Source organism: Streptomyces sp. NPDC040432, assembly GCF_055595445.1.
Genome location: NZ_JBVIVP010000028.1, coordinates 87,303 through 99,685, shown reverse-complemented (window position 1 = coordinate 99,685; position 12,383 = coordinate 87,303). Strand labels below are relative to the sequence as shown.

Annotated in this window: 12 protein-coding genes; 4 read left to right on the top strand and 8 right to left on the bottom strand. The window is 71.9% G+C overall.

Annotation, left to right across the window (positions count from 1 at the left end):
- Positions 1-104: 104 nt before the first annotated feature.
- From ACZ58N_RS34695 to ACZ58N_RS34680, 4 genes are all read right to left on the bottom strand, one after another.
- Positions 105-917 carry an ABC transporter ATP-binding protein gene (locus ACZ58N_RS34695; RefSeq protein WP_471168294.1) on the bottom strand — a complete coding sequence of 271 codons (813 nt, stop codon included), beginning with the start codon at positions 915-917 and terminating at the stop codon, positions 105-107.
- Complete coding sequence (locus tag ACZ58N_RS34690) at positions 904-1,947, bottom strand: taurine ABC transporter substrate-binding protein (RefSeq protein ID WP_471168291.1); 1,044 nt, start codon at positions 1,945-1,947, stop codon at positions 904-906. The genes ACZ58N_RS34695 and ACZ58N_RS34690 overlap by 14 nt, the downstream gene beginning before the upstream one ends.
- A gap of 102 nt (positions 1,948-2,049) precedes the next feature.
- Positions 2,050-2,922, bottom strand: coding sequence for an ABC transporter permease (locus tag ACZ58N_RS34685; protein ID WP_471168308.1), 873 nt, complete (start codon positions 2,920-2,922; stop codon positions 2,050-2,052).
- A gap of 5 nt (positions 2,923-2,927) precedes the next feature.
- Complete coding sequence (locus ACZ58N_RS34680; protein ID WP_471168289.1) at positions 2,928-4,043, bottom strand: LLM class flavin-dependent oxidoreductase; 1,116 nt, start codon at positions 4,041-4,043, stop codon at positions 2,928-2,930.
- 1,070 nt (positions 4,044-5,113) lie between these two features.
- Here ACZ58N_RS34680 and ACZ58N_RS34675 point away from each other — a divergent pair.
- From ACZ58N_RS34675 to ACZ58N_RS34660, 4 genes are all read left to right on the top strand, one after another.
- Complete coding sequence (locus ACZ58N_RS34675) at positions 5,114-5,395, top strand: hypothetical protein (RefSeq protein WP_471168286.1); 282 nt, start codon at positions 5,114-5,116, stop codon at positions 5,393-5,395.
- A gap of 368 nt (positions 5,396-5,763) precedes the next feature.
- Complete coding sequence (locus tag ACZ58N_RS34670) at positions 5,764-6,441, top strand: response regulator transcription factor (protein ID WP_471168283.1); 678 nt, start codon at positions 5,764-5,766, stop codon at positions 6,439-6,441.
- Positions 6,438-7,853, top strand: coding sequence for a sensor histidine kinase (locus ACZ58N_RS34665; protein ID WP_471168281.1), 1,416 nt, complete (start codon positions 6,438-6,440; stop codon positions 7,851-7,853). Before ACZ58N_RS34670 ends, ACZ58N_RS34665 begins: the two co-directional genes overlap by 4 nt.
- Positions 7,854-7,914: 61 nt before the next feature.
- Positions 7,915-8,760 carry an endo alpha-1,4 polygalactosaminidase gene (locus ACZ58N_RS34660; protein ID WP_471168278.1) on the top strand — a complete coding sequence of 282 codons (846 nt, stop codon included), beginning with the start codon at positions 7,915-7,917 and terminating at the stop codon, positions 8,758-8,760.
- A gap of 189 nt (positions 8,761-8,949) precedes the next feature.
- On the opposite strand, the gene ACZ58N_RS34655 is transcribed toward ACZ58N_RS34660, so the two are convergent.
- From ACZ58N_RS34655 to ACZ58N_RS34640, 4 genes are all read right to left on the bottom strand, one after another.
- Positions 8,950-9,321: a low affinity iron permease family protein gene (locus ACZ58N_RS34655; protein WP_471168275.1), complete on the bottom strand. Its 372-nt coding sequence runs from the start codon at positions 9,319-9,321 to the stop codon at positions 8,950-8,952.
- Positions 9,322-9,605: 284 nt separating this feature from the next.
- On the bottom strand, positions 9,606-10,346 hold the full coding sequence (locus ACZ58N_RS34650) for a hypothetical protein (RefSeq protein WP_471168272.1): 741 nt from the start codon (positions 10,344-10,346) through the stop codon (positions 9,606-9,608).
- Complete coding sequence (locus ACZ58N_RS34645; RefSeq protein ID WP_471168270.1) at positions 10,297-11,772, bottom strand: MFS transporter; 1,476 nt, start codon at positions 11,770-11,772, stop codon at positions 10,297-10,299. Before ACZ58N_RS34645 ends, ACZ58N_RS34650 begins: the two co-directional genes overlap by 50 nt.
- Positions 11,769-12,308 carry an ArsR/SmtB family transcription factor gene (locus ACZ58N_RS34640; protein WP_471168267.1) on the bottom strand — a complete coding sequence of 180 codons (540 nt, stop codon included), beginning with the start codon at positions 12,306-12,308 and terminating at the stop codon, positions 11,769-11,771. The genes ACZ58N_RS34645 and ACZ58N_RS34640 overlap by 4 nt, the downstream gene beginning before the upstream one ends.
- Positions 12,309-12,383 lie beyond the last annotated feature (75 nt).

Here is a 12,383-nt window from a genome sequence, read left to right as displayed (position 1 = left end):
GGGTAGGGGGGGGAGGGGGGAAGAGTGGGGGGGGGGGGGGGGGGGGGGGGGGGGGGGGGGGGGGGGGGGGGGGGTTCCCCCCCCCCCCCCCCCCCCACCACCGCTCAGGCGCGCATGATCCCCGTCAGACGGCCGCGGAGCCGGGCGAACTCGGTCGACGCCCGCAACGCGGCGACGTCCGTCCCCGGATCCCGTTCCAGGCCCACCGGCAGCTCCGCCACCACCCGGCCGGGTCCGGCCGCCATGACCAGGACCCGGGAGCCCAGCAGTACGGCCTCCTCCGCCGAGTGCGTCACGAACAGCACCGTCGTTCCCAACCGGGCGGCCAAGGCCCGTACCTCCTCCTGGAGCCGTTCCCGGGTCAGGGCGTCCAGCGCGGCGAAGGGTTCGTCCATGAGGAGCAGTTCGGGCTCCGCCGCGAGGGCCCGGGCGAGCGCCACCCGCTGCTGCTGACCGCCCGAGAGCTCCCAGGTCCGCCGACCCGCCGTGCCGGGCAGCCCCACCCGGTTCAGGAGTTCCGTGATCCGCCCGGCCCGCTCGGCACGCGGCACCCCGAGCCGGGCCAGCGCGAAGCCGATGTTCCCGCCGACCGTGCGCCACGGGAACAACCGGGGTTGCTGGAACACCACCCCGGCCCCGACGCCCGGCCGGGGGAGCGCACCGCGGACCCGGGCGACACCCGAGGAGGGCTGCTCGAATCCGGCCACCACGCGCAGCAGGCTCGTCTTGCCGCAGCCGGAAGGCCCGACGAGGACGACGAACTCTCCGGGCTGGATCAGCAGGTCCACGCCATCGAGCGCCGTCACCGGCCGCCCGGCCGTTCCGTACGTCACCGTCACCGCCGACAGTTCGACGGCCGCGGCCGCCGTGACGGCTCCGGGGGACGCGACCGCCCCCGGGGCGTCAGTTCGCGGCACGACCGAGCTCCTCCACCGCGAGTGCCTTGCCGAACACGGCCTCGTCGGGTACCGCGTCCACCGCCTTCTGCCCCTTCAGGAACACCGCTGCGTCGTGCAGGTTGGCGGCGAGCTTCCCCGGCGCGCCGCGCGTGCCAAGGTACTCGGGACCGGTCTGTTCCTTCGCGCTCAGCAGCACCAGCTCCGACAGCTGCCGCCTCGCCTCCTCCGTCGGCAGCCCCAGCTCGGCCCCGATGGACTTCGCAGCCCGGTCCGGAGCGGTACGTGCCTGGGCGACGGCCTGGTCCTGCGCCTTGATCCAGGCGGTGACCACCTCCGGATGCTTGGCCGCGAACGCGTTCGTGACCACACCCAGGTCGGCGGTGGGCTTGCCCTGCTTCGCCAGCTCACGGCTGCTGACGAGCACCTTGCCGTCCTTGACGAGCTCGCCCAGGGTCGGCGTCCACACGTACGCCGCGTCGATGTCCCCCCGCTTCCACGCGGCGAGCGCGTCCTGCGGCTGGAGGTCGATGGTCTGCACCGACGACGGTTCGACACCGGCGTTGCCCAGTGCGGCGAGCAGCGAGTAGTGGGCCGTCGACCCGAAGGGGGTGGCCACCTTCTTGCCGGCCAGGTCCTTCACCGACCCGATTCCGGCCTTCGCGACGAGCGCCTCGTTGTCCCCGATCAGATCGTGGATCCACAGCACCTTGTACGGAATGTTCAGCGGCGCGGACAGTCCCTTGGTGACCGGGCTGGACCCCGCCAGCCCCAGGTCCACGGCACCCGCGATGACCGCCGTGTTCACATCACCACCGGACTCGAACCTCACCCACTTCACCTCGACGTCGGGCAGGGCCTGTTCCAGCAGCTTCTGGTTCTTCACCACGAGGTCCGCGTTGGGTATCGCCTGGTAGGCGATCCGTACGGTGGTCTTCCCGGCGGTGCCTTCGGAGGCGTCCGCGCCACCGCCGCACGCGGTGGTGACGGAGGCCGTCAGGGCGACGGCCGCGGCGAGCAGGAAGGTGCGGCGGGAGGGGAATGCGGGCACGGGAGATCTCCGGTCTGAAGTCCGATCCGAGGTCGGATGACGAACGGGGGAAACGGGTGGGGAAAGCAAGACGAGGTGAGGCGAGGTGATGAGGCGGGAGGGTCAGGCGCGAGTGCGCCACGGCACCGCGATCCGCTCGACGAGTCGCAGCAGCGAGTCCAGAACGATCCCGGACAGACCGATCGCGAGGATGCCCGCGATCACCAGAGCCGTTTGGTTGTAGCGCTGCGCATCGCGGATCATGCCGCCGATGCCGGGCACGCCGTTGATGGTCTCCGCCGCGACCACCGAGGTGTAGGCGACTCCGACGGCTATCCGGACGCCCGTGAGTATCTCGGGCAACGCGGAGGGCAGCCGTACGGACAGCAGCAACGCCACCGGGCCCGAGCCCAGGGCCCGAGCCGCCTCGACGAGGTGGCCGGGAACCGTACGGACGGCAGCGGCGGTCGCCGCCGCGATGGGCGGCAGCGCGGCGATGACCAGCAGCCAGATCTTCGGTGCCTCGTCGATGCCGAACCAGATGACGAGCAGCGAGAGGTAGGCGAGCGGCGGCAAGGTCCGCAGGAACGTCACAGCGGGTTCCAGGACGACGGCCAGCGGCCGGATCGTACCGATCAGCAACCCCAACGGCACGCCCACCAGGACGGCGTACGCCGAACCGGTGCCGATCCGCCCGAGGCTGACCCCCAGATGCTCGATCAGCAGGTGGCCGCCGTAGCCGCGCACCCCGTCATGCACGGTGGACGCGAGGACGAACTGTCGCCAGACGTCCCCGGGTGAAGGCACCAGGACCCGCGGCCACACCTCGGCGACGACGACCGCCTGCCAGGCGCCGAGCAGCACGGCGAGCGCCACGAGCCGCAATGCGCCCCAACGCAGCGCTTCCCGCAACCGATCCCCGCGCCGGGACGCGGAACCCGTCCGGTCCGGACCCGGCCGCGGGCTCCGGTCCACCACCTCCGGCGCGGTCCCCAAAGCGGTCACGTGGCCTCCGCCCCGGTCAGGGCCCGCAGGCGCGGGGCCACTTCCTCGCCCACCCGGTAGGCCTCTTCGAGGTGCGGGTAGCCGGAGAGGACGAACTCGTCGATGCCGAGGTCCCGGAACTCGGCGAGGCGCTGCGCCACTTCGTCGTGCGAGCCGACCAGTGCCGTCCCGGCCCCCTCGCGGACCAGGCCGACGCCTGCCCACAGGTTCGGTGCCACGGTGAGTCGGGAGGCGTCCGTGCTCCCGCCGTGCAGGGCCGTCATCCGGGCCTGGCCGATGGAGTCCATGGTGGCGAACCGGTCCTGGCTCGCCCGTACGGCCTCGGGGTCGAACCCCTCAAGGATCCGGTCCGCCTCCGACCAGGCCTCGGCGGCGGTGTCGCGGCTGATGACGTGCAGTCGCAGCCCGAACCGCACGGTGCGGCCGGCATCGCGGGCCCGCTCCTTCAACCGGGCGATCCGTACCGCCAGGGCGGCCGGCGGTTCGCCCCAGAGGAGTTGTACGTCCGCCTGCCGGGCGGCGACCGCCTCCGCGGCGGGGGAAGCCCCACCGAGGTACAGGGTCACCGGGTGGAGGACGTCGGCGTCGGGGAGCCGGGCCCCCTCGATCCGCAGGTGGGGCCCGTTGTGGTCCACGGTCTTGCCGTCCAGTAGTGCCCTGAGCACCGACATGACCTCCTCGGTGCGGGCGTAGCGCTCGTCGTGCTCGACGTGGTCCCCGTAGGCGCGCTGTTCCGCGGGGTCGCCGCCCGTCACCACGTTCAGCGCGATCCTGCCCCCTGCGAAACGCCGGAAGGCGTCGGCCTGTTGGGCGATCAGTGTCGGACTGGCGAAGCCGGAGCGGAACGCCACGAGGAAGCCGATGCGGGTGGTGTGCTGGGCGAGTGCGGCCGTGAGGATCCAGGGGTCCACGCAGCCGAGCCCCACCGGTGTCAGCAGGGAATGGAAGCCGGCCTGTTCGGCCGCTCGGGCCACCTGGGCCAGGTACGGGATGTCGGCCGGTCGGCGGGTGGCGGCCCGGCTTCGGCCCTGGACGGCGGTGACGCCGCCCGGGTCGCGGCCGTCCCCGCCGGTGGGCAGGAACCAGTGGAGCCGGAGTGGGTTTTCGGGCATGGGAGGACCTCGTCGAAGCAGCGGCGCGGCACGTGGCGCCGCCGTGAGGGCGGTGGCACGTGTACACGGGCAGGAGGGAGGGAGGAACGGGGGCGCGAACGACGCGCGGGGGTGTCCGTACGGTTCAGGCGCGGCGGATCAGTGGATCAACAGCCGTGCGTACGAAACTGGTCGGCCCGACACAGCATGGTCGAAACACGCAGCAGATCTACGTGACGACGCGAAACGAGGACGGGGGCCATGGCCGTATCCTGTCGGCGCCCTTCGGACCTGTGCAACCGCCGTCCGCATCCTGGACGATTCTGTTCCGTATCGCGGGACGGGTCGGGGTGGGGGTGGGCCTGCGGCCCGCGAGGCGTGGGTGTGCGGGCAAGGCGTCCCGAAGTGCGGCCGGCTGACGGCTCGGCAGGTGTCGGCCGGCCCGGGTGCGGTGACGGCAACCGGCGCGACCCGAGGGGGCCGATGCGGCGGTGCGGGCGGCGTCGCCGCGTAGGCGCGTCCGCCTTGGCCCGCTCCCCGTCCCCTGAAGGGGGTGTGAGGCGTTGTCCAAGCATTCCGGGCGGCGTCGAATTCGATTGCGCCCCCGTATGCGCTCGGCGCACTTCTCGTCCCGTATTCCCTGCTCCGTCAGCCCGGATCCGGTAACGTTTGTCGGCGCGGGCCGGCGGGGAGTGCGGGCATTTCGTTTTGTGTGCGAGAATCCGAAGGCCTTCCGTGGCGCGGCGACGCCCCAGGGGGCGGACCATTCCTCTGGCATGTTTTCGGCCAAGCTGACCGGTCTCCGATCGTCGAACAGGCGTCACATACCGACCAATTGCCGTCAAGGTGTTGCCAGGAAGTGTCAAATCCAGCCCGGTGGCCGCAACGTTGTTCTCGATCCGCTGCGTGCGTCCCAAGGGAATGCGTAAACGTCGGCTCGACCCTGCGGCCATTTCTTTTCCTTTTGGGTGGCCGGCGGTAATTGCTTCCGCTGTTTCCGGACTTTCGCCCGGGATATTCCTCTACTCTCGAATCGTCCCCGGAGGATTGTCTTCCGGGGACGGTCAATTCGTTCGTCCTCGGGAGGAATCATGAAGCGCACCCTTCGTACCCGCCTCGCCGCCGCCGCCGTGACAGCCATGGCGATGGCGGGCGCCGTGGTCATCGCGGCCCCGGCGGCCCAGGCCGCTCCCAGCGACTGCACGGCGTTCCTCGCGGCCGCGGGCTACTCCAGCACGGACACCAACCTGGCGTGCACCGTGGGTGGTTCTGGTCTGCCGGCCGACCAGCTGCTGTGCCGCCTCGTCCTGATGAACGTCTCGTCGGTCCCGCCGGCCCTCGCGCAGACCGCCTGTACGCTCGCCAAGCTGTGACGGGCCTGTCGGACGGTTAGGCGCTGACCCGGCCGGCCGCACGGCTCGAACGATCGGCTCCACGCCCTGGGAAGACGCCCGAAACGTCTTCCCAGGGCTGTGGCATGCCTGCCCACGGGCAGCCCGGTCGATGCACGCTGCACCGAATCAGCCCCGATCCTCCTGTCGGAAGCCCCCGGAGTCCTGGCGTGCGGTCGTGGCCGGCGGGGCCGACGCCGGTGAGGCAGGTCCCCGATCGTCACCTATGGTCAGGGTTTGGCCATGGCTTGTTTACTATGTCCTCCCGGTCGCCCCTTCCGTCGCACGGCGGCGCGGCGCGACTCCTCCCGCCGGCCCACCGCCGGCGCGAACCCAAGGGCGAACAGGACATGCGCGTACTCCTCGTCGAGGACGAACCCGACCTCCGCGAAGTGGTGGCGGCCGGCCTCAAGGCCGCCGGGTACGCGGTGGACGACGCGGCCGACTGGCCGGCCGCCGAGTTCCTGCTCGACCTGGCCGCGTACGACTGCGTGGTTCTCGACCGCCTGCTGCCCTCGGGGGACACCCTGTACGCGCTGGAACGCCGGCGCCGGAGCGGATGGTCGACCCCGGTGCTCTGCCTCACCGCCCTCCACACCCTGTCGGACCGCGTCGACGGCTTCCGCTCGGGTGCGGACGACTACCTGCCGAAGCCCTTCGCGATGGAGGAGCTCGTGATGCGGGTCGGCAGTCTGGCCCGCCGCGCCGGTGACCGGCTCCCCGTGCACCTCGCCCACGCCGACCTCGAACTGGACGCGGCCCGCCGCGAAGTCCGTCGGGCCGGTGTCCTGCTCACCCTGACGCACAAGGAGTACGCCGTCCTGCGCCACCTGCTCGTGCACCGCGAGACCGTGGTCACCCGCGCGGCACTCGTCGAGCACTGCTGGGACGAGATGGCCGACCCCGTATCGAACGTCGTGGACGCCGTCATGGCCGGGCTCCGCCGCAAACTGGGCGCCCCGCCGCTGATCCGCACCGTCCGTGGCCACGGGTTCCTGCTCGGCTCCGACAGCACGGACCACTCGTGAGGAGCCGGACCCCGGACCGGCACGGCCGCGGCCCGCGGACCGGTGAGGAGTCCGCCGGCCACGGCCGGACGCCCGGCCCGGCCCGCCGGCGCTCGCCCGCCCGCAGGCGGCTGCGCAGGCTCCAGTTCCGGCTCACGCTCGCCTACACGCTCGTCACCCTGGCCGGGGTCAGCGTCCTGTCCTGGATGGTGATCCGCACCGACGCCCGTTCCTGGCGTGCCGCGGAGTACGACGAGATGAACCGGCGCGCCGCCGTGAGCACCTCGCTGATCTACTACACGGACGAAGGCCTCCAACTGGACGGCCTGTACGACGACGAGGCCACCCGCGGCCACCCGCGCGTGAACGTACTGCACACCTCCGCCGACGGTTCCTTGCAGCGGGTCTTCACCTCGCCCGGCCCGGTCGCCGTGCCCATCGGTGACGACCGCCTCGCCGGACTCGCCCGCTCCGCCATGCGGCGCGACGACACCGTCCGCGCCGAGGTACCGGAGGCCCAGGGCGGCACCGCCTACCTGCTGGCCCGGCCCTTCCACCATGACGAGACGCAGGAAGTGCGGGGAGCGGTCGTCGTCACCGGCGACCCGGCGCACCGCATGGCCGAACACGACCGGCTCGTCATGTCGGTACTCGTCGGAGCGGGACTCCTCACCACCCTGGCGGCCGGCACCGGACACCTGCTGTCGGGGCGCAGCCTGCGCCCGGCCTGGGAGTCGCTGGAGGCCCAGGAACGGACGCTCGCCGACACGGCCCACGAGCTGCGGACCCCGGTGGCGGTCATGCGCAGCTCGGTCGACGTCGCGGGCACCGACCCCCGGGGCCTCGACCCCCATCTGCCGCGGATCCGGCGGGCCACCGAACGCCTCGCCGATGTCGTCGAGAACGTCCTCACGCGCGGCCGACTCCAGGCGGCCCACCGCGACGCGCTGCGCGCCGCCCCGCTCCGCCTCGATCAGCTGGTCGAGCAGGCCTGCGAGGAGCCGGCGCCCGGTCCGCACGTCCTGACGACGTCCCTCGATGCCTCCGTCGTCACCGCGGACCCGGCCCTCGTACGGATCGCCGTGCGCAACCTCCTGGACAACGCCCTGCGGCACGGCCGCACCCCCGGCGACCCGGCGGGCCGGGCGGAGGTCCACGTCATGGTCCGCGGATCGACGGTGGTGGTGGCGGACCGCGGCCCCGGCATCGCGGCCGCCGACCTCCCCGCGCTGACGGAACGATTCCGCTCGCCCGCCGGCGGCACCGGCATCGGCCTCTCCCTGGTCTCCGAGATCGCCGCCGCGCACGGTGGCACCCTCACGGCCGACCTCCGCCCCGGCGGCGGCACCCTGGTCAGGTTCTCCCTCGACCGTCGCGACCGGCGTCCGGCCCACGGCGCGCGTCCCGGACACGGCTCGGGCCCCGCCTCATGAATTCCTCACGATCCATCGCGCAGTATGCGAACACCTCATCGCACCTCGCACTGGAGAACGTGTGCCGAAGCACTCCGCGACCCCCTTCCTGCGTCGCAAATCCACCCTGGCCGCCGGCGCCACGGGCGTCGTCCTCGCCGTCGGAGCGGGCCTGACCCTTTCGCAGGCCTCCGCGGGACAGGCCGCCGCCCTACGGCTCCCGGTGGCCAACGCGTCCTTCGACTACCAGATCGGGGCCGCGTACACGCCCCCCAAGGGGGTGAAGGTCGTCTCCCGCGACCGCTCCGCCCAGCCTGCGGCCGGTCTGTACAACATCTGCTACGTCAACGCCTTCCAGGCCCAGCCCGACGCACTCGGCTGGTGGCAGAAGAACCATCCCGACCTGGTGCTGCGTGACACCGCCAAGCGTCCCGTCCTCGACGAGGACTGGGGCGAGGCGCTCCTCGACACCTCCACGCCGGACAAGCGCACCCGGCTCGCCAAGGTCGTCGGAGACTGGATCAAGGGTTGTGCGCGCAGCGGCTTCCAGGCGGTGGAGCCCGACAACCTGGACTCCTTCGACCGCTCGGGGGGCCGCCTGACCAAGGCGCACAACGTGGCCTTCGCGAAGCTCCTCGCCGACCGCGCCCACGCCGAGGGACTGGCCATCGGCCAGAAGAACACCGCCGAGATGCTCTCCGACCGGACGAAGATCGGCTTCGACTTCGCCGTCGCCGAGGAGTGCGGCCAGTACAACGAGTGCGGGGACTTCGCGAAGGCCTACGCCAACCGCGTGTTCGTCATCGAGTACGAGAACTCCGGCTACGACCGGGCCTGCTCCGGTTGGGGCTCGAAGCTCGCGATCGTGCAGCGCGACCTCGACGTCTCCGCCGCCGGCGCGCGGGGCTACCGCTACCGCGCCTGCTGAACCGCGGGGCCCCCACCCCTCTCGGGGGCCCCGCCCCGTCACCGGAACCCGGGAACGCCACCGCCACGCGGACGGTCGGCAGCCGGGTTCCGGTGCCGGTCCACAGGCGAGGCGATCGGTGAGCACCGGGGCGGGCCCGATGAGCGAGCAGCCGACCCTGCCACGGGCCACGGCGACCCGAGGCGGCCCCTACTGGCGCTCCTCGATCCCGATGGCCTTCCTCAGTTCCTCGTGCGCCGGGCCGGGCTCACCCGAATGCTGTTCCAGCAGGGCGGCGGCGATGGCGTCGAGCTTGCGCTGGATGGCGTGCTCGGCCCGCCGCTCGGAGTTCTTCAGCAGGGCCAACAGCAGCAGCGCGACGGAGGCAACGGCGTCGCCCGCCAGGTGCTGCCAGCTCTGGGACAGGTGGAGGGCGTGCACGACCACGACGTTGACCACCAGGGCAACGCACACCGCGAAGAAGACCGCCGAGCTCGTGAAGTTGGAGGCCAGCTCGGCCAGCCTCTCGAACGGCCCGACGCGGCCGTCCTCGTTCTTCTCGGCAGGATGTTCGAATGTCATGCGGAGCATCATCCCTCGTCCGGCGACACGGGTGACCGTGCCGGGCCGTACGGAATTCCGGAGTCCACGCTCCCGGGCGCGCCGGCGCGCCACCGAGCGGCGCCGGATCGTACGGACGGCCGCCATCGCCGACGGCGGCAGCTTCGACCCTTGACCGACGAGCCGATACTCCGCGGGCCGGCGCCCGGGACACCCGCGCAACCCGACGCCCGCCGACCGGCGCGCGATCCCGGGTCGCGGGCAGGCGCGTCGAGCACCCGATGGCGGGCGATCCGGGCCCTCGGTCAGAACGGCGGGTCCGCGCTGTAGCCGCCGGCCGGTCGGCCGCCGTTCCAAGAAGCGCGTTCAGCTCTCAGGCGGGCGTGCCGTTCGCGAGTCGCGACATCGGACGCGTTCTCCAAGGTGCTGGTGTCGTGCCCCCATGCCTTCAGCGCCTTCAGGGCGCGGTCGCGATGGCGACGGTCGGCGCTGGTGGTCAGAAGAGCTCGTGCGTGGTGGGCGAGATCGGCCCGGTGCCCGGTGAGGAGGGGGTGCTCGATGAGTGGAAGGGCAGCGATCAGGGCGGCGCCGCGCACGTCCGCGTCGTCATCGCGGAGAAGGGCCCGTACGGCGGAGAAGAGGGTCGGCCGTGCGTCCCTGAACGCGCGCATCTCCGGGTGGTCATCGAGACCGCCCTCGTCCTGGGAACCTTCGTCGAGGGCAACGCTCTCGTCATCGGCGTCGCGGGCGGTGTCCCCGAGCCAGTCGAGGAGTTGTACGAGGGTGCGGCGGGTCGAGGGAGTCGCGGCGTCCCGACCTCGGTCGACCGCGGCGATGGTGGGGTGGCTGAGGATCGCCGCGACGCAGAGCGCCACGGGCACGGTGGCCTCGTAGATGCTGTTCTGGTGCGTCACCGGTCCCAGCGCATCGCCGAGAGCGGACTCCCTGACCGCCGGATCCGGGCTGGTCAGGAGCGTCAGCGCCGCCGGCAGGGATTCACCCGTTCCGCCGGCCGTCGCGAGCGACGCCCAGTTCGTGCTGTCCAACAGGGTCTGAAAGGGCGGGGGCTCGGCAGGGCGAGGCTGCTCGGTCCGGCTGCGGCTGCGGGTCACGGGCTGAGGCTATTGCGTTGACGGGCCGGAGCTGTGACCGGGTGTCGCACGCCGGACAGGACGCGCCGGCGGTCCACACGGCAGCCTCCCGAACGGGAACCCGGGAGTCCGCGTGATCCGGATCAACAGGGGATGCGGCGGCGCGCAGGGCCGCCTCGACCCGGCGGTTGCTGGTCATGGTCGACGTGACGGCGGTCATGGCGAGGAGAAGGCCGGCCGCGGCGTAGAGCGGGGTGCGCACGTCGTACGCGGTGGCCAGCCAGCCGCCGAGCAGGGCGCCGAACGGGGCGGCGCACATGGAGAGCATGCGGGAGGTGGAAGCGACACGTCCCATCAGGTGGGCCGGTACGATCGCCTGCCGAAGGGACGGAGCGAGCACCATCGTGGCGCCCATGCCCGCCCCGCACACGGCGAGCGCGAGCCCGGCGACGTACGGGTTCGGGGCTGAGGCGAGCGCCAGGATGGCCAGCCCCTCCACTGCGGCCGTGCAGGTCAGCGCGGTACCGGTGCCGAGCCGTCGGCCGAGGACGGAGGCGATCCCCGCGCCGAGGAGCCCGCCGGTGGCCTCAGCCGTGAGGAGCAGGCCGAAGCCGATGGTGTCGATGCCGAGACGGTCGTGCGCGAAGAGGGCCAGTACGGTCTCCACGGCCAGGAAGGCGATGTTCCCGACCGCCGGACGCAGCGCGAGCCCGAGCAGCAATCGATCCCCGAAGACGTACGAGGCACCGGCCCGCGCCTGCCGAAGAAGCGACGCCCCGGCTTCCGGTGCGTGGCGTGGAGTGGCGGGCAGCGAGCGCACGAGCAGTGCGGAGCACGCGAACGACACCGCGTCGACGAGCAGCGGCACCGCCCGTCCGAACGCGAGCAGTGCACTGCCCAGGGGCGGGCCCACGAACCCGAAGGCTGCGGTCTGGGACCCGCGAAGACGGGAGTTGGCGCGTTCGAGGGCCGCGGGGTCGCGGCCGAGCAGGTCCGGAAGGTAGGCCGTGGCGGCCGTGTCGAAGAAGAGCCCGCCGAGGCCGAGCAGGAAGGCGACGGCCGCCAGCAGCGGAATGCTCAGCAGGTCGAGCGCGGCCGCGGCCGCCGGTATCGCGAGGAGCACGGCACGCACCGCGTCCGCGACCCACATCGTGCGCCGACGATCCCAGCGGTCCACCAGCGCACCGCCGAGGATCCCGAAGAACAGCCACGGCAGTGTCCCGGAGGCCGTGACGACGGCGAGTGCCATCGGATCCCGAGTCAACATCAACGCGAGCAGTGGTAGTGCGGTGTGCAGCACTCCGTCACCGAGCGAGGAGACGGTCTGCGCGGTCCACAGCCGTCCGAATCCGAGCGGCAACTTCCTTATTCGAAAACTCACTTGGCCTCCTCTTCGACCTGCTTGCGCGGTGCGGGGTGGAACAGCGCGAAGACGAGTGAGGCGTCCGGCAGCGATGGGTCGGACAGTTCCCGGTACTCGTCCGCCAGTGCCTGCAGCCGCGCTCCCAGCTCGGCGAACTGCTCCTCCGTGAGTCGTAGATGCGCCATTCGCACGTGCCGCTCGCCATCGGCCGGGGCGGCTTCCAGGTCCGCCACCGCATGGCGCATCAGCACGTCCGGCCCTCCCTCGCCCGGATCAGGCAACGCGATCGTCCGCGCGGCCATCGCGTAGTACCGCTCGGTGACCCCCCGTACCTTCCTGGTCCGTACCACTTTGACCAGGCCGGCCCGTTCGAGCAGCCGTACGTGATAGCTGGAACTTCCCTTGGCGAGGCCCACCCGTTCGGCGATCTGGGTGATCGTCGCGGGCTCGAATCGCAGCACGGCCATGATCCGATGGCGCGTCAGATTGGACACTGCGCGCAGTTGTTCGTCAGTGGTGACGTGGAACGTCTCTGGAAGATCTTCATTTGGCATGCCCCAATGGTCAACACTTCTTGACCATTGGGCAAGGGGTTTCGTTCGCCCGGTCGGAGAAGGTTGCCGGGTGCG